Genomic DNA, 25,970 nt, shown 5'->3' with positions numbered 1-25,970 from the left:
CGGGTCGCGCGACCCCGGATCCACAGGAGAGAAGGCATGACAACCGCACCACTCTGGCTGATACAAAACGTCCATCTGGCGGATCGCGAGGGTTTATGGCAGATAGCGATCGATAAGGGCCGTTTNTCCCGCCGTTTATCGAACCGCATATTCATCTGGATACCACCCAGACGGCAGGCGAGCCGCACTGGAACCAGTCCGGCACGCTGTTTGAAGGGATCGAACGCTGGGCGGAACGCAAGGCGCTGCTCAGCCATGCTGACGTCAAAGCCCGCGCCTGGAAAACGCTGAAGTGGCAGATCGCCAACGGCATCCAGTTTGTGCGTACCCATGTGGATGTTTCTGACCCGACGCTGACAGCGCTGAAGGCGATGCTGGAGGTGAAGCAGGAGGTCGCGCCGTGGGTGGATCTGCAAATTGTGGCGTTTCCGCAGGAAGGGATCCTCTCTTATCCCAACGGCGAGGCGTTGCTGGAAGAGGCGCTGAAGCTCGGCGCAGACGTGGTCGGCGCGATCCCACATTTCGAATTTACCCGTGAATACGGCGTTGAGTCACTGCATATCGCCTTTGCGCTGGCGAAGAAATACCATCGGCCGCTGGATATCCATTGTGATGAAATCGACGACGAACAATCGCGGTTTGTCGAAACCGTGGCGGCGCTGGCGCTGAAAGAGGGGATGGGGCCGCGTGTCACCGCCAGCCATACCACCGCTATGCATTCTTACAACGGCGCGTACACGTCGCGCCTCTTCCGCTTGCTTAAGCTGTCAGGGATTAATTTTGTGGCTAACCCACTGGTGAATATTCATCTGCAGGGGCGCTTTGATGATTACCCGAAACGCCGGGGCATCACCCGCGTAAAAGAACTGCTGGCGGCGGACATCAACGTCTGTTTTGGTCATGACGACGTGTTCGATCCGTGGTACCCGCTGGGCACCGGCAATATGCTGCAGGTGCTGCACATGGGGCTGCATATCTGCCAGATGATGGGCTATGCACAAATCAACGACGGCCTGAAGCTAATCACTCACAACAGCGCGCGCACGTTCGGGCTGAGTGATTACGGTATCGCTACGGGAAACCCGGCAAATCTGGTGATCCTGCCGGTGGAGAATGGTTTTGAAGCGGTGCGGACGCAGTCGCCGGTGCGCTGGTCAATTCGTCAGGGGCGAGTGATTGCCACGACGCAACTGGCACAAACGTGGGTGCAAACGGACAGCGGCGGGGAAGAGGTCTTTTTTACCCGAAACAGCCCCTTTGCCAGCGACAAAGGGGCGTAAGGCTTAGTGGGACGCCGCGGCTGCCACGTTATGCTGGCGGTGGCGGGTCACGAAACCGAGAACGAAACACATCACGAACACGACGGCGTACAGCACGTTGGCCGTCATCAGCGCGGCCTGTGGGCCGCTGTGCGCCACAATCGGGCCAGTGACAACGAAGGTCAGCATGGTGCCGATAGTGCCGCAGGTCAGTACGAAGTTCACCAGCTTCGGTGAGGCCACTTTGGTTTGCTGAGAGCCGAGGGTGATGATCGAGGTGTAAATGGCGCTGGAGAAGAAGCCGAGCGTCAGAATGAACCACGGCATATGCTCCGGCGAACCGGTGATGAACAGGTACATCAGCACGGTCGCCATTCCGGCCAGCACGGTCAGAATGCGTTGCAGATCGAAGAAGCGCAGGATGAAGCTGAACGCCCACATGCCGAACATGTACGACATCCAGAAATCACTCACCAGCTTGCCCGCGTCGTTCAGGCTCATGCCCAGGCCTTTCGCGTACTCCGGCACCCAGGAGATAAAACCCAACTGCCCGAGGATGTAGCACAGCGCGGCAATGGAAAGAAACAGCACGCCAATGCCCCATTTCTCTTTCGCCACCGGCTCGTCGCTGACCTGCGCTTTTTTACCCAGAACCGGGAATTCACAGCCGAAGGTCAGCAGGAAAATCGCTACGTAGACCAGACCGATGCAGGCATAAACCCAGTACCATTCGATGCTGCGCGCCAGTAAAACCGCGGCCACCATCGGGAAAATCATTCCCGCCATGCTGAAGAAGGAGTCGGTGAACAGCAGACGCGCGCCACGCTGACGGCCTTCATACATGTGGGTGATCAGGAAGGTCCCGATGGACATGGTGATCCCGCTGACCAGACCCAGCACAAACATGCAGGCGGAGAACAGTGCCAGGCTGTGACTGAACATCAGGCCGGCGACGGCCAGCACCATCAGGATAAAGCCAAATCGCAACTGTGTTTTTAAGGGCACGATTTCCATCAGCCAGGCGTTCAGGAAGATAGAGATCAGAATGCCTGCGTTGAGGAATGTGAAGGTGTTACTCATACTGGATACAGGCAGATGGAAGTAGTCCGCGATGTTCCCCATCACCATCCCGGTGACGATCACCAACGCACCGGTGAGGGCGTAGGAGAAAAAGCTGATCCATGTAAGCTTGATTCGGTTGCTGTTAGTCATTGACTGGCCTGTGTATAGAGGTGTAAAGCGCATTGACAGCGCGCTGAGCGAACAGATTTTATTCGTTCAGGTGATGTAATCAAACGTTTATTCTGAAATCGGCGGGTGATTGCAAACATTTTCGTGACTGACATCACGTTTTTATATCGGCAGTTCCGGGGTTCAGGCCGTTACAATTGTGTCTGTCAGGTAAAATTAGGTAAATGACTGGCCTGGGTTGAGANAGGCTTTTAAGAATAAAGCCACTCGCTACTGTTACTGCACCCGTTAAGGAATTCGCATGCTCAAATCAACACTGGCGGCGGTCGCTGCCGTCTTCGCATTCTCAGCTATTTCTCCTGCGGCTCTGGCAGCAAAGGGCGATCCGCATGTGCTGCTGACGACCTCTGCGGGGAACATTGAGCTGGAACTGGATAAGCAAAAAGCGCCAGTTTCTGTCGAAAACTTCCTGAACTATGTGAACAGCGGTTTCTATAACAGCACCACGTTCCACCGCGTGATCCCGGGCTTTATGGTTCAGGGCGGCGGTTTTNCGCAATACTCGCGGCACCATCTCCATGGCGCGTACCGCCGATAAAGACAGCGCCACCAGCCAGTTCTTTATCAACGTCGCCGATAACGCCTTCCTTGACCACGGCCAGCGCGATTTTGGCTATGCGGTGTTTGGTAAAGTGGTGAAAGGAATGGACATTGCGGACAAAATCTCCCAGGTGCCGACGCACGATGTTGGTCCTTATCAGAATCGGCAAAAGCCCTGCCGTAACGCCTCTTCGCGCGGGTGCCAGCACCCGCGTCATCATGACCTCCCTGCGTAACTGATAATTGCTGCTTATACTTGTGGCAAACAGGGGACGATCAGTGAGGTCACATGAAACCACTCACCGAAAAGCAAAAAGCCCAATGCTGGGAACGAAGCCGTAACGTTAATTTCCAGGCCAGCCGCCGCCTGGAGCGCGTAGATATTCCACTCGTTACGCTGAATGCCGATGAGATCCAGGTGCGCCTTGAAGAACTGAGGAGGCACTATGAGCGATAAATACGGCAACGATCGCGATGCGTATCTCTACCCCGGCCTGAATGTGATGCGCAACCGGCTGAACATTCACCAGACGGAGCGGCTGGAGCAGGCCGCGTATGAGATGACCGCTCTGCGTGCCGCCACGCTGGAACTGGGGCCGCCTGCCCGCGGGTTGCCGCATCTGTGTGCCATTCATCACCATCTGTATCAGGACATTTTCGACTGGGCGGGGGAATTTCGCGAAGTCGATATTTACCAGGGCGACACCCGCTTCTGCCATTTCGCCTACATCGAAAAAGAGGGCAACGCCCTGATGCAGGAGCTGGAAGAAGAGGACTATCTCGTCGGGCTGAACAAAGACGAGTTTGTCGAACGTCTCAGCCATTACTATTGCGAGATCAACGTGCTGCACCCGTTTCGGTTAGGCAACGGGCTGTCGCAGCGGATTTTCTTTGAGCAACTGGCGATCCATGCGAATTATCTGCTCGACTGGCGGGATATCGATCCTGCAGCCTGGGCGCAGGCCAATCAGAACGGCGCGATGGGCGATCTGCGCGAGCTGAATGCAATCTTCCGTAAAGTGGTCAACGACGCGCGGGAAACTGAGTAGAATAGGGCGGTTTTTTGTTGTGGAGCCGCCATGATCCTGCTGATTGATAACTACGATTCGTTTACCTGGAACCTCTACCAGTATTTCTGCGAGCTTGGCGCTGGGGTGGTGGTCAGGCGTAACGATGAGATTACGCTGGCGGACATCGCCGTGCTGGCACCGGAAAAAATCGTTATCTCCCCCGGACCCTGCACGCCCGATGAATCCGGGATTTCGCTGGACGTTATCCGCCATTACGCCGGTAAACTGCCGATCCTCGGCGTGTGCCTGGGGCATCAGGCTATCGGCCAGGTATTCGGTGCCACCATTGTGCGGGCTGCAAAAGTCATGCATGGTAAAACCTCGGCCATTACGCACAATAATCAGGGCGTTTTCCACGGGCTCAATAACCCGCTCACCGTCACGCGCTACCATTCGCTGGTGATTGACCCGGGCACGCTTCCCGACTGTTTTGAGGTGACGGCACGCAGCGACAGCGGTGAAATCATGGGGATACGCCACCGCGAGTGGGATCTTGAAGGCGTGCAGTTTCACCCCGAAAGCATCCTCAGCGAACAGGGGCACGACCTGCTCGCCCGGTTTATCCATCGCTGAATGTAGTTGTCTTTGACTGATTTTTTATGCATATTTAATGAGTAATTTCTCATAATTTGCTGCACAGAAGGTGGTCAAGGCATGGCAACTGAACAACCTGCAATTACCCGCGCAACATTCGATGAAGTGATCCTGCCGATTTATGCCCCGGCGGAGTTTATTCCGGTGAAGGGCAAAGGCAGCCGGGTGTGGGATCAGCAGGGCAAAGAGTATGTTGATTTCGCGGGCGGCATTGCGGTCACCGCGTTGGGGCATTGTCATCCGCAACTGGTGGCGGCGCTGCATGCGCAGGGTGAGACGCTGTGGCATACCAGCAACGTGTTCACCAATGAACCGGCACTGCGCCTCGGTCGCAAGCTTGTCGACGCCACTTTCGCCGAGCGCGTGGTGTTTATGAATTCGGGGACGGAAGCGAACGAAACTGCCTTCAAACTGGCGCGCTATTATGCCTCGACGCGCCACAGCCCCTATAAAACCAAAATCATCGCTTTCCATAATGCGTTTCACGGCCGTTCGCTGTTTACCGTCTCCGTTGGCGGCCAGCCGAAGTATTCCGACGGCTTTGGCCCGAAACCTGCCGATATTATTCACGTCCCGTTCAACGATCTGCACGCGGTGGAAGCGGTGATGGATGACCATACCTGCGCGGTGGTGGTGGAGCCCATTCAGGGCGAAGGCGGCGTTACGGCGGCCTCGCCTGAGTTTCTGCAAGGGTTGCGCGATCTGTGCGATAAACACCAGGCGCTGCTGGTGTTTGATGAAGTACAGTGCGGCATGGGGCGTACCGGCTCGCTGTTCGCCTACATGCACTACGGTGTGACGCCGGATATTCTCACCAGCGCCAAAGCGTTGGGCGGCGGTTTTCCCATCAGCGCGATGCTGACAACGGAGGCGATCGCCAGCGCCTTTCACGTTGGATCGCACGGCTCTACTTACGGCGGTAACCCGCTGGCCTGTGCGGTGGCGGGTGCGGCGTTCGATATCATTAATACGCCGGAGGTGCTGAATGGCATCAAAGCGAAACGCGAGCTGTTTGTGCAGCATTTGCAGCAGATCGACGCGCAGTTTGATCTGTTCAGCGATATCCGCGGAATGGGCTTACTGATTGGCGCGGAGCTGAAACCGCAGTATCAGGGTCGCGCGCGGGATTTCCTCTACGCCGGGGCGAACGCCGGGGTGATGGTGCTTAATGCCGGGCCAGATGTGATGCGCTTTGCGCCATCGCTGGTGATCGACGACACCGACATTGTTGAAGGGATGACGCGCTTTGCGCAGGCGGTGAAAGCCGTTATTGCAGCGTAGTTTTGCCGAAGCGTTTGGTCAGCCAGATGCCGTGATGCGGCCGCTGGCGCCAGGCCACCGAGGAGATGGTGTGCATCGTATTCAGGTGGCCGAGAACCCGCTGCAGATGCTGTTCCATGGTGCTTAACGCGCCGTGGGACAGCGTTTCCGGCGACTCCATAATATTCGCATCGCCGCTGCTTCCCGCCTCATCATATTCCAGCCGCTGCTGACAACGCTGCAGGGCAATTTCACAGGATTGTAGATAGCGCTGCGCCAGATCCGGCGTCAGCATCGTGTGCTCGCGCGCCAGTGTGGTCATGGCGTTGATATGCTCGACGATAAACTGGCTGTGCGTCACCCACAGTTTCATATCTTCCAGATAACGGGTGTTGAAACCGGGTTCCTGCATCGCCTGGTTGAGCGAGTTAAACAGCGCGTTGTGCGCCTGATTAACACGCATCCGCTGATATGCCAGCGCAGGCGCCTGCGGATCGTTACTCAGAATTAAACGGATGGCCTCCTGATCCGCCTCCAGCGCATCCTGGGCGTTTTTACGCAGCAAACCGCTCTGCCACTGCGGCCACAGCCAGACCATGCCGCCAAAGGCAATCAGACAGCCAATTACCGTATCGATAAAGCGGGCGACGATAAACTGCTCGCCGTTCAGCGTCAGGATCTGAATGGTGAATACGGCAGTCACCGTAAAGCCCACCGTCGCCCAGCCGTAAGCTTTACGAACAATCAGGTAGCTGACGAGGGTGATCACCAGCATAGCCGACAGCGTATAGCCTTCCGGAACGTGGAAGTGCAGTGCGCCGCCGACAATAAACAGCCCGACGAGCGTCCCGGCGGCGCGGTGGAAAATGCGCACCCGCGTCGCGCCGTAGCCGTTTTGCGTCACCAGCAGAATGGTCATCAGGATCCAGTACGGTTTCGGCAGATGCAGCGCGGTTCCCATCAGGCTGGCGATACTCAACATGACGCTGATACGTGCGGCGTTGCGCAGGGCGGAGGATTTCAGCGACAGATAGCTTTTCAGCGCCGGGATCACCGGCAGGCNTTATCGGGATGCTGATCGGCGATTTTCTCCAGCGCACCAATTTGCTTCTCCATACTGAAACGGCTGGGATAGCGGTGATAGAGAATGTCGTCCGCCAGCACCCGCAGGCGGGCGGCAACGGTCTGCGCATTCCAGCGGATCACCGCTTCCGCGTGGCTGCGCTCCACCAGTTTCTGCACCTCTTCGGGCTGGTGGAGGCTGACGGAAATATGCTCCTGAAGATCCAGTCCCACTTGAAACGCGNATCCAGAACCAGAGCCAGTTAAACAGCCCGTACCACAGCGTGCCGAGCGCATAAAGCAGCAGTGGCTGCCAGACGGGCATATTCCCCGCCAGGCTGAGGGTGAAAATCGCGGCAATCAGCGAGGCAGGCAGCAAACGGGCATGCAGTGGGCTTATTTCCGCCGTAACGCCCAACAGCATCGTCAGGGCGGTCAGGATCACCGGCAGTGGAACGTCCCGCGCCAGCGACAACTGGACGATAAGGCTGCAACCCGCGAACAGCGAGCCGCCAATAATCAGGCGTTTGAAAAAGCGCTTATGCGGGGTATCAAGCCCGGCGATGTTGCAGCAGGCGGGAACCAGCGAGAAGAGTAAACCGTGCTGTAGCTGGCCGAAAAGCAGACCCACAATCACAGGGAGAGATAACACCAGCGTCTGTCGCAGTGCGTAGTTAACTTCCGGGTGNAGTCGACGCCACATGAAAAAAGAAAAACGGCGCGTTGTGTTGTGCAACGCGCCGTCGGGCTGTATTAGCGGGTACCGTATACGACGATGGTTTTGCCGTGCGCGGAGATCAGGTTTTGATCTTCCAGCATTTTCAGGATACGACCCACGGTTTCGCGGGAGCACCCTACGATCTGACCGATTTCCTGGCGGGTGATTTTGATCTGCATACCGTCCGGGTGGGTCATGGCGTCTGGCTGTTTGGCCAGGTTCAGCAGCGTCTGTGCGATACGGCCGGTCACGTCGAGGAAGGCGAGGTTACCCACTTTCTCGGAGGTGACCTGCAGACGACGCGCCATTTGGGACGAGAGGCGCATCAGGATGTCCGGGTTAACCTGGATGAGCTGACGGAATTTTTTATAAGAAATTTCAGCCACTTCACAAGCCGTTTTGGCGCGCACCCACGCACTACGTTCCTGCCCTTCTTCAAAGAGGCCTAATTCACCGATGAAATCGCCCTGGTTCAGGTAAGAAAGAATCATCTCTTTACCCTCTTCATCCTTGATGAGTACAGCCACCGAGCCTTTCACGATGTAATACAACGTTTCTGCCTTTTCACCCTGGTGAATCAGCGTGCTCTTCGACGGGTACTTATGAATGTGGCAATGAGACAAGAACCATTCGAGTGTCGGGTCTGTTTGCGGTTTGCCAAGCACCATGTGCGATTATCCTCTGTTATAAGCTGTCTCCAGCGGCATCAGCGTACAGCCACTGGGTTGCAATCGAATTCTTCCCGATACCTGGGAAGGGGCTGATAAAATAATAATAACCAGCCAGTAATGTGATGTCCTCTGCATACATGCACTACTTCATAAGTATCACTGTAGCATCTCGTCTGTTTTAGCATAGCTTTTCCCGCCTGTCTCCTGGTGTCTCGCTTCAGCATGACGCAGGTCGACTTCCGTTGCGAGAAATGTTATGTGCGCGTAATCTGAGAAGAAAATTGCAACCTGGGAGTTAAAAAATATGCAAGCGCGTGTGAAGTGGATTGAGGGGCTGACCTTCCTCGGCGAGTCAGCCTCAGGACATCAAATTCTTATGGATGGAAACTCCGGGGATAAGGCTCCCAGTCCGATGGAGATGGTGTTGATGGCCGCAGGCGGCTGTAGCGCTATCGACGTGGTTTCTATTCTGCAAAAAGGGCGTAACGAGGTGACCGATTGTGAGGTTAAACTGACCTCGGAACGTCGCGAAGAAGCGCCCCGTTATTTTACCTCTATTAACCTGCACTTCATCGTGACAGGAAAAAGTCTGAAAGATGCGGCGGTGTCCCGTGCGGTGGATCTTTCAGCGGAAAAATACTGCTCTGTGGCGTTGATGCTCGAAAAAGCGGTGAAGATTACGCATTCGTACGAAGTGATCGAAGGCTAAGGGTCTGGGCGGGTAGCACAGCGCTTACCCGCCTGCGGTTTTAGCCGATTTTCTTGCCTTCCATAATCCGCTGTACCAGCGGCATCATGATAAGCTCCATCGCCAGCCCCATCTTGCCGCCCGGCACCACCAGCGTATTCATATGCGAAATGAACGAGCCCTGTAACATAGCCAGCAGCCAGGGATAATCGATGCCTTCGAGATTGCGGAAGTGAATCACAACGAAGCTTTCATCCAGCGAAGGAATGCCTTTGGCGGCGAACGGGTTGGAGGTGTCGACGGTCGGTACGCGCTGGAAGTTAATATGGGTGCGCGAAAACTGCGGCGTGATGAAGTTGATGTAGTCTTCCATCGAGCGAACGACGGAATCCATCACCGCTTCCCGCGAATGGCCGCGCTCGCCGGTATCGCGGATCAGTTTCTGGATCCACTCCAGGTTGACGATAGGCACCACGCCGACCAGCAAATCGACGTGGCTGGCGACGTCGTGATCGTTAGTCACCACGCCGCCGTGCAGCCCTTCATAAAATAAAACGTCAGTCGGTTCCGGCAGCGGCTGCCAGGGGGTAAAGGTGCCCGGCACCTGATTCCACGGAACGGCTTCGTCATAGGTATGCAGATATTTCCGCGACTGACCTTTCCCGGAAAGGCCGTACTCGCGGAAGGTCTGCTCCAGCAGACCAAAATCGTTCGCTTCCGGACCAAAATAGCTGATGTGCTTTCCCAGATCGCGCGCCTTACGGATGGCCATGTCCATTTCCGGGCGGGTAAAGCGGTGAAAACTGTCGCCTTCCACTTCGGCTGCATGTAAATCCAGCTGGGCGAAGATCTTACGAAAGGCAAGGCTGGTGGTTGTGGTTCCGGCACCACTGGAGCCCGTGACGGCAATCACCGGATGTTTGGCAGACATAAGCGAACTACTCCCTGAATGGGTTCTTAGTCGGGTGAGTCGCGGAACTGCGAGCGGGGCATGATATTGACCGTCTCGTGAAGTTCAGACCAGATAAGCACGGCCTCACCGTTTTGTAACTGTCGTTTGACGTCAGCGACTTTATCTTTTAGCGAACGTTCATGTTCACCATAGTCTGTGCCTTCGCGTAAGACAAAGCTTTCAATCAGATTATCCAGCGTTTCCGGGGGCAGTTCCTGCCAGGGAATTAACATGATTGCACTCCCAGCCAGCGGCTTAACCAGTCCGGAATGCGCTTCTCCAGCCACATTTCCGGCTTACGCAACGTACCGCCCACAAAGCCCACATGGCCGCCGTGGTCGGTCAGTTGATACTCCACATTCACCGGCAGATGCTCTTTGGGCGGAATGGAGTGGTGGTCCATAAACGGATCGTCCTTCGAATGGATAATCAGCGTTGGTTTTGTCACGTGGCTTAACACCGGCATCGCACTGCACTGGCGGTAATAATCAAGCGCATCGGCGAAACCGTGAATTTTTGCGGTGATCAAATCGTCGAAGTCGCGAATGCGGCGCACGGCTTTTAGCTGGCGTAAATCGACCGGCAGCGTGCCAGGATACGCTTTCAGCTTCCGCGCCGCGTTCGCTTTCAGCAGGTTCAACAGATAGCGCTGGTAGACGCGCGANNCCCCCCGCCGCATCCAGCGGCACCGCATCGCCCTCTTTCGCCAGCAGGCAGCCGAGCATATTACCGCCGAGGGAATAGCCAACCGCCGCCGTCGGCACCTCGCCAAATTCGCGACGCAGCCAGTGCAGAAACCAGGTGCCGTCTTCAGTTTCACCGGAATGGTAAATGCGTTCGTTGCGGTTCGGTTCGCCGCTACAGCCGCGAAAATGCATTACCACGCCCAGCCAGCCGCGCTGCTTCGCCGCATGGACTAAGCCATGCGCATAAGGGCTGTGCAGGCTACCTTCCAGACCGTGGAACACCACCAGCCGGGGTTTATGCCGCGCCTGCGCAGGATCTTCGCTCCACGCCAGATCGACGAAATCGCCATCGGGGAGTTCCAGCCGTTGCCAGTGCGGCGTGAACTGTAATTTGCGGCGAATGAGCCGGGGCAGCATCGTTTGCAGGTGGCGGTTGCTGCCGCCCCGCATCGGAATAAATGCGGCGCTGTCGTTCAGCGGAATGTCGACTTCAACAGGGGTAATCTGAGCCATAAATTGTGCGAGGTATCCAAATAATCAGCGTTTACTATACCGTCACTCCACGTTCGTGTTTGTGAAAATGAGGCAAATGGCGCAGATTTCCGCCGTTAGTTTTCCTGCTGCATCTGCTCGAGCTGTTCCTGCGCTTCCAGCCACGCCATTTCACAGTTCTCGAGACCTGATTTCGCGTTGGCCTGCTGTTGCAGGCAATCCGTCAGCTCGCTTTTACGCTCGGGATCGTACAGCGCGCTGTCGCCCAGTTTTTCTTCCGCCTGTGCCAGCTGGGCGTGCAGTTTTTCCATCTCTTTTTCTAAACGGGCGATCTCTTTGCGCAGCGGTTGCGTCTGTGCGCGAAGCTCCGCGTCACGGCGCTTCTGATCTTTACGCGCCTGTGCGCTGTTGACGTTTTCTTTCGACGCCTCCGCAGGCTGATTTTCCTGTTTCTGAACATCGCTCAGCCATTGCTGATAATCATCCAGATCGCCGTCAAAAGGCTCCACTTTACCGTCATGCACCAGACAGAGATCGTCAGTCGTCGAGCGCAGCAGATGGCGATCATGCGAGACCACCACCAGCGCGCCTTCGAACTCGATCAGCGCTTCGGTCAACGCCTGACGCATGTCGAGATCGAGGTGGTTGGTCGGTTCGTCGAGCAGCAGCAGGTTAGGACGCTGCCAGACGATCAGCGCCAGCACCAGTCGCGCCTTTTCGCCGCCAGAGAAACGGGCGGTGTGTTCGCTCACTTTATCGCCCTGGAAACCAAAGCCGCCGAGATAGTCGCGCAGTTTTTGTTCCAGCTCCTGCGGTGCGAGGCGGGCAAGATGCTGGATCGGCGATTCGTCCGCGCGTAAAAATTCCAGCTGATGCTGGGCGAAATAGCCAAGCTTGATGCCCTTCGCCAGACCAATGTCACCGCTGACCGGCGCCAGTTCGCCCGCCAGCAGCTTAATTAGCGTCGATTTACCGGCTCCGTTGCGGCCCAGCAGACCAATGCGCGAGCCCGGCACCAGATTCAGCTTGATGGAGTCGAGGATAATCCGCTCGCCATAGCCTGCGCTGACCTTTTCCATTTTCAGCAGCGGGTTCGGCAGACTTTCCGGCGCGCGGAAGCTGAAATGGAATGGGTTGTCGACATGCGCCGGGGCGATGAGCTCCATGCGCTCCAGCATCTTAATCCGGCTCTGCGCCTGCTTGGCTTTCGTTGCTTTCGCGCGGAAACGATCGATGTAGCTTTGCAGATGCGCGACGCGTTGCTGCTGGCTTTCATACATCGCCTGCTGCTGTGCAAGACGCGTAGAACGCTGGCGTTCAAACGAGCTGTAGTTGCCGGTGTATTCGAACAGGGTTTCCTGTTCGATATGGATAATTTTATCGACCACCGGATCGAGGAAGTCGCGATCGTGAGAGATAAGGATCAGCGTGCCCTGATAGCTTTTCAGCCATTTTTCCAGCCAGATCACTGCATCAAGATCGAGGTGGTTGGTCGGTTCATCGAGCAGCAGCAGATCGGAACGGCAAATCAGCGCCTGCGCCAGGTTAAGACGCATGCGCCAGCCGCCGGAAAAATCACTGACCGGGCGTTCCAGCTGTTCATTGCTGAAACCCAGACCGTGTAGCAGGCTGGAGGCGCGGGCGCGGATGGTCCAGGCGTCGATGGCGTCCAGTTTGCCATGGACAGTCGCGATTGCATGGCCGTCATTGTGCTCGTTGGCGAGCTTCAGTTCGGCTTCCAACTGGCGATATTCGCGATCGCCGTCGATCACATAGTCTAACGCCGGTTCCGGCAGCGCCGGGGTTTCCTGATTGACCCACGCCAGTTGCCAGTTGCCCGGATAGGTGAAACTGCCGGCATCGGCGGCGATCTCATTTTTCAGTAGCGCCAACAGCGTGGATTTTCCACAGCCGTTTTTACCCACCAGACCGACTTTTTGCCCGGGGTTGATGGTAGCGGTGGCGTTTTCTATAAGGACGCGAACGCCGCGACGAATTTGTAACGAGGAGAAAACAATCATAAGGCGCCGTATGTTCAGACTATGTTAATTTGTCATTATGATAATGTAAGTTGTGGGCAATTTACCGCACCGGGCCGCCATGGTAGCCCAAAACGATGACGATAGACAAAACCGGGAGGGGAATGATGTCCCAGCCAGCGAAAGTTTTGCTGCTGTATGCCCATCCGGAATCTCAGGACTCGGTGGCGAATCGGGTCCTGCTTAAGCCGGCACTGCAGCTCAGTAACGTAACGGTACATGACCTTTACGCACACTATCCTGATTTCTTTATTGATATTCCACGCGAGCAACAATTGCTGCGCGAGCATGATGTGATCGTTTTTCAGCACCCGCTGTATACCTACAGCTGTCCGGCGCTGCTGAAAGAGTGGCTCGACCGCGTGCTCAGCCGCGGGTTTGCCAGCGGGGTGGGAGGAAACCAGCTCGCGGGAAAGTACTGGCGTAGTGTGATCACCACCGGTGAGCCTGAGGCCGCGTATCGTCACGATGGTCTGAACCGCTATCCGATGAGTGACATCCTGCGGCCGTTTGAACTGACGGCGGCGATGTGTCGTATGCACTGGATGAATCCAATCATTGTTTACTNGCGGGCCCCCCCCCCAGCCGACGGAAGCGCTGGCCAGCCACGCGAAAGCCTATGGCGAATGGCTGGCGTCACCGAACGTCACAGGAGGCCTTTGATGGAAGGATCGGATCTGATGCTGGCGGGGGTGATGTTTTTATTTGCGGCGGTNGTCTGGGCATCGGCGCGGTGTTGGGCTATCTGCTGGCGGGGATCGCCATTGGCCCGTGGGGGCTGGGATTCATCAGCGATGTCGATGAAATCCTCCATTTCTCTGAGCTGGGCGTGGTGTTCCTGATGTTCATCATCGGGCTGGAGCTGAACCCGTCGAAGCTCTGGCAATTACGACGTTCTATTTTTGGGATTGGCGCGCTGCAGGTGGCGCTCAGTGCGGCGATACTNNCGTGGCAGGCGGCAGTGGTCGGCGGCATTGGTCTGGCGATGTCTTCAACCGCCATGGCGCTGCAACTGATGCGCGATAAAGGCATGAACCGCAACGAGGCCGGGCAACTCGGTTTTTCGGTGCTGCTGTTTCAGGATTTAGCCGTGATTCCCGCGCTGGCGCTGGTGCCGCTGCTGGCGGGCACGGGAGACGAGCATCCTGACTGGATTAAAATCGGCCTGAAGGTGCTGGTTTTTGCCGGGGTGCTGGTTGGCGGGCGATTCCTGCTGCGCCCGGTGTTCCGTTTTATTGCCGCGTCGGGCGTGCGGGAAGTGTTTACCGCCGCGACGCTGCTGCTGGTGCTCGGCTCGGCNCGCGCTGGGGTTGTCGATGGCGCTGGGAACGTTTATCGCCGGGGTGCTGCTGGCGGAGAGCGAATATCGCCACGAACTGGAAATCGCTATCGATCCGTTTAAAGGGCTGCTGCTGGGGCTCTTTTTCATCTCCGTCGGCATGGCGCTGAATCTCGGCGTGCTCTATACCCATTTGCTGTGGGTGGTCATAAGCGTTGTCGTGCTGGTGGCGGTGAAGACGCTGGTACTTTACGGTCTGGCGCGGGTATACGGGCTGCGTAGTTCGGAGCGGATGCAGTTTGCCGGGGTACTCAGCCAGGGCGGTGAATTTGCCTTTGTGCTTTTTTCCAGCGCCTCATCGCAGCGCCTGTTTCAGGATGACCAGATGGCGCTGCTACTGGTGACCGTCACGATTTCGATGATGACCACGCCGCTGCTGATGAAAACGATTAATGCGCTGCTCTCCCGCCGCTTTAACGCTCCGGAAGAGGAGGGGGAAGCGCAGTGGGTGGAAAACGATAAGCCGCAGGTGATTGTTGTGGGCTTTGGCCGTTTTGGTCAGGTGATTGGCCGTTTGCTGATGGCCAACAAAATGCGCATCACCGTACTTGAGCGCGATATCAGCGCCGTTAACCTGATGCGAAAATATGGCTATAAAGTGTATTTCGGCGATGCCACGCAGGTGGAACTTTTGCGTTCCGCAGGGGCGGAGGACGCGCAGTCAATTGTGATCACCTGCAATGAGCCGGAAGATACCATGAAGCTGGTGGAGATTTGTCAGCAGCACTTCCCGCATCTGCATATTCTGGCGCGAGCGCGAGGGCGCGTTGAAGCGCATGAGTTGTTGCAGGCGGGTGTTAAGCTCTTCTCCCGCGAGACCTTTTCCAGTGCGCTGGAGCTGGGGCGCAAGGCGCTGATTTCTTTAGGCATGCATCCACATCAGGCGCAGCGTGCGCAGTTACATTTCCGGCGGCTCGATATGCGTATGTTGCGCGAGCTGATGCCGGTGCATACGGATACCCAGCAGATCTCCCGCGTCCGTGAGGCGAGACGCGAACTGGAAGAGATTTTCCAGCGAGAGATGCAACAGGAACGACGCCAGCTGGATGGCTGGGACGAATTTGAATAGAAGGTGAACCATGGCGGTGCGTAAACGTTTTATTGCAGGGGCGAAATGCCCGGCATGTCAGGCGCAAGATTCGCTGGCAATGTGGCGAGAGAATAATGTTGATATTGTTGAGTGTGTTAAGTGCGGACACCAGATGCGCGAGGCAGATAAAGAAGCCCGCGAGCACGTTCGCAAAGACGAGCAAGTGATTGGCATTTTTCATCCGGAGTAGCGATCTTCGCCGTCTTTTTTTAAGCTAGTGGGTACACGGGTGCAGAATTCCGCTACAATCTGCGCCACTATTCTTCCCATGCTCAGGAGATATCATGAAAGTAGCAAAAGACCTGGTGGTCAGCCTGGCCTATCAGGTACGTACAGAAGACGGTGTGTTGGTTGATGAGTCTCCGGTGAGTGCGCCGCTGGACTACCTGCATGGTCACGGTTCCCTGATCTCCGGCCTGGAAAACGCGCTGGACGGTCACGAAGTGGGCGACAAATTTGATGTTGCTGTAACGGCAAACGATGCTTACGGTCAGTATGACGAAAACCTGGTTCAGCGTGTGCCGAAAGACGTCTTCATGGGCGTTGATGAGTTGCAGGTAGGCATGCGTTTCCTGGCTGAAACCGACCAGGGTCCGGTTCCGGTTGAAATCACTGAAGTTGAAGATGACCACGTTGTGGTTGATGGCAACCACATGCTGGCTGGCCAGAACCTGAAATTCAACGTTGAAGTGGTTGCCATTCGCGAAGCGACGGCGGAAGAACTGGCTCATGGTCACGTTCATGGTGCGCATGACCATCACCACGATCATGACCACGACCACGACGGTTGCTGCGGCGGCCACGGTCATGATCATGAACACGGTAAAGGTGGTTGCGGCGGTCACGGCGGCTGCGGTTGCCACTAATTACCCATCACCAGAAATCCAGCGGGTATTCTAAGGTTTAAAAGATAAAGCGGAGAAATCTCCGCTTTTTTTTCGCCTTAATAATGTGGCGGTGGCGTCTCTTCGGATTGCGCCGCAATCTGTGACGGCTGGCTGGCTTTCAGCTTTTCCGTCATCAGACGGATATGATCGCGCATCTTCGCCATCTCCATTTCATGGGCGGTGACGGTTTGATTCAGGTCTTCAATGGTGACCTCCTGAAACGCCAGTCGACTCTCTAATTCTGCCAGTCGCGCTTCCATTGTTTTGTCGCTCATCATTGACCCCCTGTTCTGAAATAGTCGCGGCGGATTCTACTTAATTTTACGATTCTTCGCAGCTTTCCGTCGCCGGTCAGGAAACTAATTTACACAAAAATAGTCTCAAAAGACGCGATATTCAGGAGCGTTCGTATGTAGATTTCTTTTGCAACGTTTTATAGTACGCTTCTCATTTACGTTAACCCTGGGGCGAGAGATGCCCCGGCCCTGGAGAGATGGATGAAATCATTTTTTAAAGTAACGCTTCTGGCGACCACAATGGCCGTAGCCCTGAATGCGCCGCTGGCATTCGCTGCTGATGCTGCTAAACCAGCCGCCGCAGCTGACAGCAAGTCTGCATTCAAAAACGACGACCAGAAGTCCGCTTACGCCCTGGGCGCATCGCTGGGTCGTTACATGGAAAACTCCCTGAAAGAGCAAGAGAAACTGGGCATCAAACTGGATAAAAATCAGCTGATCGCCGGTGTTCAGGATGCTTTTGCCAATAAGAGCAAACTCTCCGATCAGGAAATCGAGCAGACCCTGCAGGCTTTCGAAACCCGCGTGAAGACCTCTGCTCAGCAGAAAATCGAGAAAGACGCTGCAGATAACGAAGCGAAAGGCAAAACCTTCCGTGACACCTTCGCCAAAGAGAAAGGCGTGAAAACCTCTTCTACCGGTCTGCTGTATAAAGTAGAGAAAGAAGGGACCGGTGACGCGCCGAAAGACAGCGATACTGTGGTGGTAAACTACAAAGGCACGCTGATCGACGGTAAAGAGTTCGATAACTCCTACACTCGTGGCGAGCCGCTGAGCTTCCGCCTGGACGGCGTGATCCCGGGCTGGACTGAAGGCCTGAAGAACATCAAGAAAGGCGGCAAGATCAAGATGGTTATTCCACCGGATCTGGCCTACGGAAAAACCGGCGTTCCGGGCATCCCGGCTAACTCTACGCTGGTCTTTGATGTTGAGCTGCTGGATATCAAACCAGCACCAAAGGCAGACGCTAAACCGGAAGCTGCCGCGGATGAAAAAGCCGCTGAAACCAGCAAAAAATAAGGCAATCAAAGCCGCCGCCCTACAAGGCGGCGGTTTTTTTATTTCAGGGCAGATATAATTAACACTGGAAAGCGCCTTATGCGCTGTATTACCTTAGATGCCCTTAGAATGATGATGATGAGCCTGCCCTGACCATCTAACGACAGGCTCCTGAAAAGGAGTGCTTTTTTTCATGTCCAGGTCGCTATTAACCAATGAAACCAGTGAGCTTGATTTACTGGATCAACGTCCTTTTGAGCAAACCGACTTCGATATCCTTAAATCCTACGAAGCGGTCGTGGACGGGTTAGCGATGCTTATCGGCTCCCATTGTGAAATTGTGTTGCACTCTTTGCAGGACCTCAAGTGTTCGGCCATCCGTATTGCGAACGGCGAACATACCGGGCGCAAAATCGGATCGCCAATTACCGATCTTGCCCTGCGCATGCTGCACGATATGACCGGAGCAGATAGCAGCGTTTCCAAATGCTATTTCACACGCGCCAAAAGCGGCGTGCTGATGAAGTCGGTCACCATTGCGATTCGCAATCGGGATCAGCGCGTCATCGGCCTGCTGTGCATCAATATGAATCTTGATGTCCCGTTCTCCCAGATTATGGGCACCTTTATTCCGCCGGAAACGCCGGAAGTGAATTCGCAGGTCAACTTTGCCTCTTCCGTTGAGGATCTGGTTACCCAGACGCTGGAGTTCACCATTGAAGAGGTTAATGCCGATCGGAACGTTTCAAATAACGCCAAAAATCGCCAGATCGTCCTTAACCTTTACGAAAAAGGGATCTTCGATATTAAAGACGCCATCAACCAGGTGGCAGACCGCCTGAATATTTCGAAGCATACGGTGTACCTCTATATTCGTCAGTTCAAAAGCGGCGATTTCCTGGGGCAAGATAAGTAATGCGATTTGCCCTGATGGTGACGGGCCCCGCCTACGGTACGCAACAGTCCAGCAGCGCGTTGCAGTTTGCACGCGCGCTGGTCGCGGAAGGGCATGAGCTTGCCAGCGTCTTCTTTTATCGCGAAGGGGTGTATAACGCGAATCAGCTAACGTCGCCCGCCAGCGATGAGTTTGACCTGGTGCGCGCGTGGCAACAGTTGCATGAGCAGCAGGGCGTTGCGTTACATATCTGCGTGGCTGCCGCGCTGCGTCGTGGCGTCACCGATGAAACCGAATCCCGCCAGCTTGGCCTTCCGTCCTTTAACCTGCAACCCGGCTTTACGCTGAGCGGGTTGGGCGCGCTGGCTGAAGCGACGTTAACCTGCGATCGGGTGGTGCAGTTCTGATGAAACGCGTCGCTTTCGTTTTTACCACTGCGCCACACGGCAGCGCCTCAGGGCGCGAAGGGCTGGATGCGCTGCTGGCCACCTCTGCGCTGACCGATGAGATCGGCGTGTTCTTTGTGGGTGACGGCGTGCTGCAAATCCTCGGCGGGCAGCAACCGCAATCTGTACTGGCGCGCGATTACATCGCGACCTTCAAACTGCTGCCGCTGTACGATATCGAACAGTACTGGCTGTGCGCGGCCTCGCTGCGCGAGCGCGGCATTCGCGGCGACGCGGAATGGGTGATTGACGCTGTAGCGCTGGAGCCCGAGGCGCTCCGCCAGCAGCTCGATCGTTTTGATGTCATTCTCCGTTTCTGAGGCACTCATGCTCCATACTCTAGGTTGTTCTCCCTGGCATGCGGATATCGACGCACTCTTGCGTCTGGTGAAAGCGGGCGATGACCTGCTACTGCTCTCCGACGGCGTGCTGGCAGCGGTTGAGGGAAGCCGCTTCATTGAAATCCTGAAAAAGGCCCCCATATCGCTTCATGCACTACAGGAAGACGTTGAAGCCCGGGGTCTTTCCGGTCAAATTTCGAGCAGTGTCGTCAGGGTTGACTATACTGACTTCGTCAGACTCACCGTCAAACATCCAGGGCAGCTGGCCTGGTGAAAACGAGATCGTTGTATATTTCTTGACACCTTTTCAGCGTGGCCCTAAAATTTCGCGTCCTCATATTGTATGAGGTCGATTTATTACGTGTTTACGAAGCAAAAGCTAAAACCAGGAGCTATTTAATGGCAACAGTTAACCAGCTGGTACGCAAACCACGTGCACGCAAAGTTGCAAAGAGCAACGTGCCTGCGCTGGAAGCATGCCCGCAGAAACGTGGCGTATGTACTCGTGTATATACCACCACTCCTAAGAAACCGAACTCCGCACTGCGTAAAGTTTGCCGTGTGCGTCTGACTAACGGTTTCGAAGTCACCTCCTACATCGGTGGTGAAGGTCACAACCTGCAGGAGCACTCCGTGATCCTGATCCGTGGCGGTCGTGTAAAAGACCTCCCGGGTGTTCGTTACCACACCGTTCGTGGTGCGCTTGACTGCTCCGGCGTTAAAGACCGTAAGCAGGCTCGCTCCAAGTACGGCGTGAAGCGTCCTAAGGCTTAATGGTTCTCCGTTAAGTAAGGCCAAACGTTTTATATTAATGTCAAACTTAACTCTTTGAGTTTTGGACAATCCTGAATTAACAACGGAGTATTTCCATGCCACGTCGTCGCGTCATTGGTCAGCGTAAAATTCTGCCGGATCCGAAGTTCGGATCAGAACTGCTGGCTAAATTTGTCAATATCCTGATGGTAGATGGTAAAAAATCTACCGCAGAATCAATCGTATACAGCGCGCTGGAGACCCTGGCTCAGCGCTCTGGTAAAAATGAACTGGAAGCTTTCGAAGTAGCCCTCGAAAACGTGCGCCCGACTGTCGAAGTTAAGTCTCGCCGCGTTGGTGGTTCTACTTATCAGGTACCAGTTGAAGTCCGTCCGGTCCGCCGCAATGCTCTGGCAATGCGTTGGATCGTTGAAGCTGCTCGTAAACGCGGTGATAAATCTATGGCCCTGCGTCTGGCGAACGAACTCACTGACGCTGCAGATAACAAAGGTACTGCAGTGAAGAAACGTGAAGACGTTCACCGCATGGCAGAAGCCAACAAGGCGTTCGCACACTACCGTTGGTAATCCCTTCGGAGTTTTAGTCACCAGGCGGGCGCTTCAGGTAAGCAGCCCGCACTGGGTTACCTAATCTGAACGCCTAAAGAAACAAACGAGGAATCAAATGGCTCGTACAACACCCATCGCACGCTACCGTAACATCGGTATCAGTGCGCACATCGACGCCGGTAAAACCACTACTACCGAACGTATTCTGTTCTACACCGGTGTAAACCATAAAATCGGTGAAGTTCATGACGGCGCCGCTACCATGGACTGGATGGAGCAGGAGCAGGAACGTGGTATCACCATCACGTCCGCTGCGACTACTGCATTCTGGTCTGGTATGGCTAAGCAGTATGAACCGCATCGCGTAAACATCATCGACACCCCGGGGCACGTTGACTTCACTATCGAAGTAGAACGTTCCATGCGTGTACTCGATGGTGCGGTAATGGTTTACTGCGCAGTTGGTGGTGTTCAGCCGCAGTCTGAAACCGTATGGCGTCAGGCGAACAAATATAAAGTTCCACGCATTGCGTTCGTTAACAAAATGGACCGCATGGGCGCGAACTTCCTGAAAGTTGTTGGTCAGATCAAATCCCGTCTGGGCGCGAACCCGGTTCCGCTGCAGCTGGCAATTGGTGCTGAAGAAGGTTTCACCGGTGTTGTTGACCTGGTGAAAATGAAAGCCATCAACTGGAACGATGCAGACCAGGGCGTTACCTTCGAATACGAAGATATCCCGGCTGACATGCAGGACCTGGCTGACGAATGGCACCAGAACCTGATCGAATCCGCAGCTGAAGCTTCTGAAGAGCTGATGGAAAAATACCTGGGTGGTGAAGAACTGACTGAAGAAGAGATCAAAAAAGCTCTGCGTCAGCGTGTTCTGAACAACGAAATCATCCTGGTAACCTGTGGTTCAGCGTTCAAGAACAAAGGTGTTCAGGCGATGCTGGATGCGGTAATTGATTACCTGCCATCCCCGACTGACGTACCGGCAATCAACGGTATTCTGGACGACGGTAAAGATACGCCGGCTGAGCGTCACGCTAGCGATGAAGAGCCTTTCTCTGCACTGGCATTCAAAATCGCTACCGACCCGTTCGTGGGTAACCTGACCTTCTTCCGCGTGTACTCTGGTGTGGTTAACTCCGGTGATACCATCCTGAACTCCGTGAAAGCCGCGCGTGAACGTTTTGGCCGTATCGTTCAGATGCACGCCAACAAACGTGAAGAGATCAAAGAAGTTCGCGCAGGCGACATCGCTGCAGCGATCGGTCTGAAAGATGTGACCACAGGTGACACCCTGTGCGATCCGGATCATCCGATCATTCTGGAGCGTATGGAATTCCCGGAACCGGTAATCTCCATCGCCGTAGAACCGAAAACCAAAGCTGACCAGGAAAAAATGGGTCTGGCTCTGGGCCGTCTGGCTAAAGAAGACCCGTCTTTCCGTGTGTGGACTGACGAAGAATCTAACCAGACCATTATCGCAGGTATGGGTGAACTGCACCTCGACATCATCGTTGACCGTATGAAACGTGAATTCAACGTTGAAGCGAACGTCGGTAAACCTCAGGTTGCTTACCGCGAAGCGATTCGCGCGAAAGTTACCGATATCGAAGGTAAACACGCCAAGCAGTCTGGTGGTCGTGGTCAGTACGGTCATGTTGTTATCGACATGTACCCGCTGGAGCCGGGCTCAAACCCGAAAGGTTACGAGTTCATCAACGACATCAAAGGTGGTGTAATTCCTGGCGAATACATCCCTGCCGTTGATAAAGGCATCCAGGAGCAGCTGAAGTCTGGTCCGCTGGCGGGTTACCCGGTAGTTGATCTCGGTGTGCGTCTGCACTTCGGTTCTTACCATGACGTTGACTCCTCTGAGCTGGCGTTTAAACTGGCGGCTTCTATCGCCTTTAAAGATGGCTTTAAGAAAGCAAAACCTGTTCTTCTTGAGCCGATCATGAAGGTTGAAGTTGAAACGCCGGAAGAGAACACCGGTGACGTTATCGGTGACTTGAGCCGTCGTCGCGGTATGCTGCGTGGTCAGGAATCCGAAGTGACTGGCGTTAAGATCCACGCTGAAGTTCCGCTGTCTGAAATGTTCGGATATGCAACTCAGCTGCGTTCTCTGACCAAAGGTCGTGCATCATACACCATGGAATTCCTGAAGTATGATGATGCGCCGAACAACGTTGCTCAGGCCGTAATTGAAGCCCGTGGTAAATAAGCCGCAGGGTTAAAACCAAAGTCCCGTGCTCTCTCCACGAGGGGAGAGCACTATAGTAAGGAATATAGCCGTGTCTAAAGAAAAATTTGAACGTACAAAACCGCACGTCAACGTCGGTACTATCGGCCACGTTGACCATGGTAAAACTACCCTGACCGCTGCCATCACTACCGTACTGGCTAAAACCTACGGTGGTGCTGCTCGCGCATTCGACCAGATCGATAACGCGCCGGAAGAAAAAGCACGTGGTATCACCATCAACACTTCTCACGTTGAATACGATACCCCGACTCGCCACTACGCACACGTAGACTGCCCGGGCCACGCCGACTATGTTAAAAACATGATCACTGGTGCGGCTCAGATGGACGGCGCGATCCTGGTTGTTGCTGCGACTGACGGCCCGATGCCGCAGACCCGTGAGCACATCCTGCTGGGTCGTCAGGTAGGCGTTCCGTACATCATCGTGTTCCTGAACAAATGCGACATGGTTGATGACGAAGAGCTGCTGGAACTGGTAGAGATGGAAGTTCGCGAACTGCTGTCTCAGTACGATTTCCCGGGCGACGACACCCCGATCGTTCGCGGTTCTGCTCTGAAAGCGCTGGAAGGCGATGCAGAGTGGGAAGCGAAAATCATCGAACTGGCTGGCTTCCTGGATTCTTACATTCCGGAACCAGAGCGTGCGATTGACAAGCCGTTCCTGCTGCCGATTGAAGACGTATTCTCCATCTCCGGTCGTGGTACCGTTGTTACCGGTCGTGTAGAGCGCGGTATCATCAAAGTGGGCGAAGAAGTTGAAATCGTTGGTATCAAAGAGACGGCGAAGTCTACCTGTACTGGCGTTGAAATGTTCCGCAAACTGCTGGACGAAGGCCGTGCTAAAGAGACGGCGAAGTCTACCTGTACTGGCGTTGAAATGTTCCGCAAACTGCTGGACGAAGGCCGTGCGGGTGAGAACGTAGGTGTTCTGCTGCGTGGTATCAAACGTGAAGAAATCGAACGTGGTCAGGTACTGGCGAAGCCGGGCACCATCAACCCGCACACCAAGTTCGAATCTGAAGTGTACATTCTGTCCAAAGACGAAGGCGGCCGTCATACTCCGTTCTTCAAAGGCTACCGTCCGCAGTTCTACTTCCGTACAACTGACGTGACTGGCACCATCGAACTGCCGGAAGGCGTAGAGATGGTAATGCCGGGCGACAACATCAAAATGGTTGTTACCCTGATCCACCCGATCGCGATGGACGACGGTCTGCGTTTCGCAATCCGTGAAGGCGGCCGTACTGTAGGTGCGGGCGTTGTTGCTAAAGTTCTGAGCTAATTATTAGCTTTGAATAAAAAAGGGCGCTTCGGCGCCCTTTTTGCTTTTTGTTATTTCCCGGAAACATTCGTATGCATTTTAATCGCTGTCACCGCCGCGGTTTCTTAATTGTGCTATTGTAATCATAACTATTCTCATTTACACTTTGCGCATAAAGTAAGCGGGAGTGATTATGTTCGTTTGTTTGTGCAATGGTATAAGCGATAAAAAAATACGGCAGGCCGTTCGCCAGTTTCATCCACAGTCGTTTCAGCAACTTCGCAAGTTCATTCCCGTTGGAAATCAATGTGGTAAGTGCACGCGTGCCGCTCGCGAGATAATGCAGGATGAATTAACCCAGATGCCGGAATATAAAGAGATCGCCTGAGGCGTACTCTTTTTTTTGACATCCCTGTAGCCCCATCTACGCTTCAATAAGTGGAAGCGGAGGGACTATAAAATGAAAGGTGATGTTAAGGTTATAAATTATCTCAATAAATTATTGGGAAATGAGCTTGTCGCAATCAACCAATACTTTCTCCATGCGAGAATGTTCAAAAACTGGGGCCTGATGCGCCTCAACGACGTTGAGTATCACGAGTCCATCGATGAAATGAAGCATGCCGATAAATACATCGAGCGCATTCTTTTTCTCGAAGGTATTCCCAACCTGCAGGACCTTGGCAAACTCAACATCGGTGAAGATGTAGAAGAAATGCTGCGCTCCGATCTCGCGCTTGAGCTTGATGGTGCACAAAATCTCCGTGAAGCGATTGCCTATGCTGATTCCGTTCACGACTATGTCAGCCGCGATATGATGATCGAAATCCTTGCGGATGAAGAGGGTCATATTGACTGGCTTGAAACTGAACTGGATCTGATTACTAAACTGGGTCTGCAGAACTATCTCCAGTCGCAAATCAAAGTGGAAGACTGAGTACCGTCTCCCAGCTACAAATCCAACCCGCTGCCGCCAGAAATGGCCCGAAAGGCAGCGGGTTTTTTATGGGGCGCAGGGAAAGCGCATCAATCGCCTGGATACAAAAAAACAATAACGCCAGGCTTGCCGCGATACACACGAGCTGTGGAAGCTGCTGCCAGCCGTGCCACGCACCTAACGCCGCCAGAAATTTCACATCGCCATATCCCAACCCTTCCTGCTTGCGAATCCAGCGGTATCCCCAATAGACGGCGGCGAAAGCCAGATAACCAATGATGGCGCCGAGCACGGACAGTGGAAGCCATTCCGGGAATAAGCAGAGATAAAACAGTATTCCACTCCACAGCAGTGGGCAGGTAAACCTGTCAGGTAACAGGTGCGATTTGAGATCGTGCCAGCCCAGCGTCAGCGTCAATCCGGCGTAAATAAGGAAGAAGGGGAGAGCAGCAATCATCGATTTAACCCGTTAGCCAGAATAAGTCGCCGCAGTGTCGGCGCAACGGCAGTGTGGCTGCAAAAGACAAAATGGGGTGTTGCGTAGCGCTATCCAGAGAATCTCCGTTCGTTGCCGTTGTTGAGGTAAAAACGCCAGTCAGGATC

General features: G+C 54.7%; 25 protein-coding genes and 6 pseudogenes. 22 read left to right on the top strand and 9 right to left on the bottom strand.

Going from position 1 to position 25,970, the window contains the following annotated elements:
- Positions 1–36 precede the first annotated feature (36 nt).
- Positions 37–1,280: pseudogene (locus GM30_RS00405) on the top strand (cytosine deaminase).
- A gap of 3 nt (positions 1,281–1,283) precedes the next feature.
- On the opposite strand, the gene tsgA reads toward GM30_RS00405, so the two are convergent.
- On the bottom strand, positions 1,284–2,471 hold the full coding sequence (gene tsgA, locus GM30_RS00400; RefSeq protein WP_049847049.1) for an MFS transporter TsgA: 1,188 nt from the start codon (positions 2,469–2,471) through the stop codon (positions 1,284–1,286).
- Positions 2,472–2,751: 280 nt separating this feature from the next.
- On the opposite strand from tsgA, the pseudogene GM30_RS00395 reads away from it, so the two are divergent.
- From GM30_RS00395 to argD, 5 genes and pseudogenes are all read left to right on the top strand, one after another.
- Positions 2,752–3,286 (top strand): annotated as a pseudogene (locus tag GM30_RS00395) (peptidylprolyl isomerase).
- A 53-nt stretch (positions 3,287–3,339) separates the two neighbouring features.
- On the top strand, positions 3,340–3,507 hold the full coding sequence (locus tag GM30_RS23385) for a YhfG family protein (protein ID WP_072092074.1): 168 nt from the start codon (positions 3,340–3,342) through the stop codon (positions 3,505–3,507).
- The gene (locus GM30_RS00385; RefSeq protein WP_049847047.1) at positions 3,497–4,099 is read left to right on the top strand and encodes a putative adenosine monophosphate-protein transferase Fic; all 603 of its coding nucleotides are present in this window, start codon (positions 3,497–3,499) and stop codon (positions 4,097–4,099) included. The genes GM30_RS23385 and GM30_RS00385 overlap by 11 nt, the downstream gene beginning before the upstream one ends.
- A gap of 30 nt (positions 4,100–4,129) precedes the next feature.
- Positions 4,130–4,693: an aminodeoxychorismate synthase component 2 gene (gene pabA / locus GM30_RS00380; RefSeq protein ID WP_049847046.1), complete on the top strand. Its 564-nt coding sequence runs from the start codon at positions 4,130–4,132 to the stop codon at positions 4,691–4,693.
- A gap of 81 nt (positions 4,694–4,774) precedes the next feature.
- A complete protein-coding gene (argD, locus tag GM30_RS00375; RefSeq protein WP_049847045.1) occupies positions 4,775–5,995 on the top strand; it encodes a bifunctional acetylornithine/succinyldiaminopimelate transaminase in 1,221 nt (406 codons plus the stop codon).
- Here the strand turns inward: argD and GM30_RS00370 are convergent.
- Positions 5,982–7,739: pseudogene (locus GM30_RS00370) on the bottom strand (FUSC family membrane protein). The gene argD and the pseudogene GM30_RS00370 sit on opposite strands and share 14 nt — an antisense overlap.
- A gap of 50 nt (positions 7,740–7,789) precedes the next feature.
- Positions 7,790–8,422, bottom strand: coding sequence for a cAMP-activated global transcriptional regulator CRP (gene crp, locus GM30_RS00365; protein ID WP_000242758.1), 633 nt, complete (start codon positions 8,420–8,422; stop codon positions 7,790–7,792).
- 307 nt (positions 8,423–8,729) lie between these two features.
- Between crp and GM30_RS00360 the strand changes: the two genes are divergently transcribed.
- Positions 8,730–9,134 (top strand): OsmC family protein, encoded by a 405-nt coding sequence (locus GM30_RS00360; protein WP_049847044.1) that lies wholly within the window; start codon positions 8,730–8,732, stop codon positions 9,132–9,134.
- 40 nt (positions 9,135–9,174) lie between these two features.
- Here GM30_RS00360 and GM30_RS00355 read toward each other — a convergent pair whose 3' ends face one another.
- The 4 genes and pseudogenes from GM30_RS00355 to GM30_RS00340 all read right to left on the bottom strand — a co-directional run bounded on the left by GM30_RS00355 (position 9,175) and on the right by GM30_RS00340 (position 13,264).
- Positions 9,175–10,044, bottom strand: a complete 870-nt coding sequence (locus GM30_RS00355; RefSeq protein WP_049847043.1) for a phosphoribulokinase — start codon at positions 10,042–10,044, stop codon at positions 9,175–9,177.
- Between the two features lie 26 nt (positions 10,045–10,070).
- Positions 10,071–10,298: a YheU family protein gene (locus GM30_RS00350; protein ID WP_038158635.1), complete on the bottom strand. Its 228-nt coding sequence runs from the start codon at positions 10,296–10,298 to the stop codon at positions 10,071–10,073.
- Positions 10,292–11,201: pseudogene (locus GM30_RS00345) on the bottom strand (hydrolase). Before GM30_RS00345 ends, GM30_RS00350 begins: the two are co-directional and overlap by 7 nt.
- Before the next feature lie 158 nt (positions 11,202–11,359).
- Positions 11,360–13,264 carry an ABC transporter ATP-binding protein gene (locus GM30_RS00340; protein ID WP_049847042.1) on the bottom strand — a complete coding sequence of 635 codons (1,905 nt, stop codon included), beginning with the start codon at positions 13,262–13,264 and terminating at the stop codon, positions 11,360–11,362.
- A 125-nt stretch (positions 13,265–13,389) separates the two neighbouring features.
- On the opposite strand from GM30_RS00340, the pseudogene kefG reads away from it, so the two are divergent.
- The 4 genes and pseudogenes from kefG (at position 13,390) to slyD (ending at position 16,577) form a co-directional block, all read left to right on the top strand.
- Positions 13,390–13,945: pseudogene (gene kefG, locus GM30_RS00335) on the top strand (glutathione-regulated potassium-efflux system ancillary protein KefG).
- Positions 13,945–15,690: pseudogene (gene kefB / locus GM30_RS00330) on the top strand (glutathione-regulated potassium-efflux system protein KefB). Before kefG ends, kefB begins: the two co-directional pseudogenes overlap by 1 nt.
- 10 nt (positions 15,691–15,700) lie before the next feature.
- Positions 15,701–15,901, top strand: coding sequence for a YheV family putative zinc ribbon protein (locus tag GM30_RS00325; protein ID WP_043081150.1), 201 nt, complete (start codon positions 15,701–15,703; stop codon positions 15,899–15,901).
- Between the two features lie 94 nt (positions 15,902–15,995).
- On the top strand, positions 15,996–16,577 hold the full coding sequence (slyD, locus tag GM30_RS00320; RefSeq protein WP_049847041.1) for a peptidylprolyl isomerase: 582 nt from the start codon (positions 15,996–15,998) through the stop codon (positions 16,575–16,577).
- 77 nt (positions 16,578–16,654) lie between these two features.
- Here slyD and GM30_RS00315 read toward each other — a convergent pair whose 3' ends face one another.
- Entirely contained in the window at positions 16,655–16,873 is a 219-nt protein-coding gene (locus GM30_RS00315; protein ID WP_049847040.1) for a protein SlyX, read from the bottom strand.
- A 222-nt stretch (positions 16,874–17,095) separates the two neighbouring features.
- Between GM30_RS00315 and fkpA the strand changes: the two genes are divergently transcribed.
- From fkpA to bfr, 11 genes are all read left to right on the top strand, one after another.
- A complete protein-coding gene (gene fkpA / locus GM30_RS00310; protein WP_049847039.1) occupies positions 17,096–17,914 on the top strand; it encodes an FKBP-type peptidyl-prolyl cis-trans isomerase in 819 nt (272 codons plus the stop codon).
- A 172-nt stretch (positions 17,915–18,086) separates the two neighbouring features.
- Positions 18,087–18,809 carry a helix-turn-helix transcriptional regulator gene (locus GM30_RS00305; protein WP_038158607.1) on the top strand — a complete coding sequence of 241 codons (723 nt, stop codon included), beginning with the start codon at positions 18,087–18,089 and terminating at the stop codon, positions 18,807–18,809.
- The gene (gene tusD, locus GM30_RS00300) at positions 18,809–19,195 is read left to right on the top strand and encodes a sulfurtransferase complex subunit TusD (RefSeq protein ID WP_049847038.1); all 387 of its coding nucleotides are present in this window, start codon (positions 18,809–18,811) and stop codon (positions 19,193–19,195) included. The genes GM30_RS00305 and tusD overlap by 1 nt, the downstream gene beginning before the upstream one ends.
- Complete coding sequence (tusC, locus tag GM30_RS00295) at positions 19,195–19,554, top strand: sulfurtransferase complex subunit TusC (RefSeq protein ID WP_049847037.1); 360 nt, start codon at positions 19,195–19,197, stop codon at positions 19,552–19,554. The genes tusD and tusC overlap by 1 nt, the downstream gene beginning before the upstream one ends.
- Positions 19,555–19,561: 7 nt before the next feature.
- Complete coding sequence (gene tusB / locus GM30_RS00290; RefSeq protein ID WP_049847088.1) at positions 19,562–19,849, top strand: sulfurtransferase complex subunit TusB; 288 nt, start codon at positions 19,562–19,564, stop codon at positions 19,847–19,849.
- Positions 19,850–19,974: 125 nt separating this feature from the next.
- Positions 19,975–20,349, top strand: a complete 375-nt coding sequence (rpsL, locus tag GM30_RS00285; protein WP_000246815.1) for a 30S ribosomal protein S12 — start codon at positions 19,975–19,977, stop codon at positions 20,347–20,349.
- Between the two features lie 95 nt (positions 20,350–20,444).
- Entirely contained in the window at positions 20,445–20,915 is a 471-nt protein-coding gene (gene rpsG / locus GM30_RS00280; RefSeq protein ID WP_013364441.1) for a 30S ribosomal protein S7, read from the top strand.
- Between the two features lie 97 nt (positions 20,916–21,012).
- Entirely contained in the window at positions 21,013–23,127 is a 2,115-nt protein-coding gene (gene fusA, locus GM30_RS00275) for an elongation factor G (RefSeq protein WP_049847036.1), read from the top strand.
- 70 nt (positions 23,128–23,197) lie between these two features.
- Positions 23,198–24,451, top strand: a complete 1,254-nt coding sequence (gene tuf, locus GM30_RS00270; protein ID WP_049847035.1) for an elongation factor Tu — start codon at positions 23,198–23,200, stop codon at positions 24,449–24,451.
- A 172-nt stretch (positions 24,452–24,623) separates the two neighbouring features.
- Positions 24,624–24,818, top strand: a complete 195-nt coding sequence (gene bfd, locus GM30_RS00265; RefSeq protein WP_049847034.1) for a bacterioferritin-associated ferredoxin — start codon at positions 24,624–24,626, stop codon at positions 24,816–24,818.
- 72 nt (positions 24,819–24,890) lie between these two features.
- Positions 24,891–25,367, top strand: a complete 477-nt coding sequence (bfr, locus tag GM30_RS00260) for a bacterioferritin (RefSeq protein ID WP_049847033.1) — start codon at positions 24,891–24,893, stop codon at positions 25,365–25,367.
- Here the strand turns inward: bfr and GM30_RS00255 are convergent.
- Positions 25,351–25,824, bottom strand: coding sequence for a prepilin peptidase (locus tag GM30_RS00255; protein ID WP_049847032.1), 474 nt, complete (start codon positions 25,822–25,824; stop codon positions 25,351–25,353). The genes bfr and GM30_RS00255 overlap by 17 nt on opposite strands.
- Between the last annotated feature and the right edge of the window lie 146 nt (positions 25,825–25,970).

The organism is Trabulsiella odontotermitis, assembly GCF_001188485.1.
GTDB classification, from domain to species: Bacteria; Pseudomonadota; Gammaproteobacteria; order Enterobacterales; family Enterobacteriaceae; genus Trabulsiella; species Trabulsiella odontotermitis_A.
This window is presented reverse-complemented; position numbering and strand designations above follow the sequence as displayed.

Bases quoted from the DNA above. Each gene is read 5' to 3' on its own strand.
- tsgA (WP_049847049.1), bottom strand. From the start codon at position 2,471: ATGACTAACAGCAACCGAATCAAGCTTACATGGATCAGCTTTTTCTCC.
- fusA (WP_049847036.1), top strand. From the start codon at position 21,013: ATGGCTCGTACAACACCCATCGCACGCTACCGTAACATCGGTATCAGT.
- GM30_RS00355 (WP_049847043.1), bottom strand. From the start codon at position 10,044: ATGTCTGCCAAACATCCGGTGATTGCCGTCACGGGCTCCAGTGGTGCC.
- GM30_RS00385 (WP_049847047.1), top strand. From the start codon at position 3,497: ATGAGCGATAAATACGGCAACGATCGCGATGCGTATCTCTACCCCGGC.
- argD (WP_049847045.1), top strand. From the start codon at position 4,775: ATGGCAACTGAACAACCTGCAATTACCCGCGCAACATTCGATGAAGTG.
- GM30_RS00360 (WP_049847044.1), top strand. From the start codon at position 8,730: ATGCAAGCGCGTGTGAAGTGGATTGAGGGGCTGACCTTCCTCGGCGAG.
- slyD (WP_049847041.1), top strand. From the start codon at position 15,996: ATGAAAGTAGCAAAAGACCTGGTGGTCAGCCTGGCCTATCAGGTACGT.
- tusD (WP_049847038.1), top strand. From the start codon at position 18,809: ATGCGATTTGCCCTGATGGTGACGGGCCCCGCCTACGGTACGCAACAG.
- rpsL (WP_000246815.1), top strand. From the start codon at position 19,975: ATGGCAACAGTTAACCAGCTGGTACGCAAACCACGTGCACGCAAAGTT.
- fkpA (WP_049847039.1), top strand. From the start codon at position 17,096: ATGAAATCATTTTTTAAAGTAACGCTTCTGGCGACCACAATGGCCGTA.
- GM30_RS00315 (WP_049847040.1), bottom strand. From the start codon at position 16,873: ATGAGCGACAAAACAATGGAAGCGCGACTGGCAGAATTAGAGAGTCGA.
- rpsG (WP_013364441.1), top strand. From the start codon at position 20,445: ATGCCACGTCGTCGCGTCATTGGTCAGCGTAAAATTCTGCCGGATCCG.
- GM30_RS23385 (WP_072092074.1), top strand. From the start codon at position 3,340: ATGAAACCACTCACCGAAAAGCAAAAAGCCCAATGCTGGGAACGAAGC.
- GM30_RS00325 (WP_043081150.1), top strand. From the start codon at position 15,701: ATGGCGGTGCGTAAACGTTTTATTGCAGGGGCGAAATGCCCGGCATGT.
- bfr (WP_049847033.1), top strand. From the start codon at position 24,891: ATGAAAGGTGATGTTAAGGTTATAAATTATCTCAATAAATTATTGGGA.
- GM30_RS00340 (WP_049847042.1), bottom strand. From the start codon at position 13,264: ATGATTGTTTTCTCCTCGTTACAAATTCGTCGCGGCGTTCGCGTCCTT.
- GM30_RS00305 (WP_038158607.1), top strand. From the start codon at position 18,087: ATGTCCAGGTCGCTATTAACCAATGAAACCAGTGAGCTTGATTTACTG.
- pabA (WP_049847046.1), top strand. From the start codon at position 4,130: ATGATCCTGCTGATTGATAACTACGATTCGTTTACCTGGAACCTCTAC.
- GM30_RS00255 (WP_049847032.1), bottom strand. From the start codon at position 25,824: ATGATTGCTGCTCTCCCCTTCTTCCTTATTTACGCCGGATTGACGCTG.
- tusC (WP_049847037.1), top strand. From the start codon at position 19,195: ATGAAACGCGTCGCTTTCGTTTTTACCACTGCGCCACACGGCAGCGCC.
- bfd (WP_049847034.1), top strand. From the start codon at position 24,624: ATGTTCGTTTGTTTGTGCAATGGTATAAGCGATAAAAAAATACGGCAG.
- GM30_RS00350 (WP_038158635.1), bottom strand. From the start codon at position 10,298: ATGTTAATTCCCTGGCAGGAACTGCCCCCGGAAACGCTGGATAATCTG.
- tusB (WP_049847088.1), top strand. From the start codon at position 19,562: ATGCTCCATACTCTAGGTTGTTCTCCCTGGCATGCGGATATCGACGCA.
- crp (WP_000242758.1), bottom strand. From the start codon at position 8,422: ATGGTGCTTGGCAAACCGCAAACAGACCCGACACTCGAATGGTTCTTG.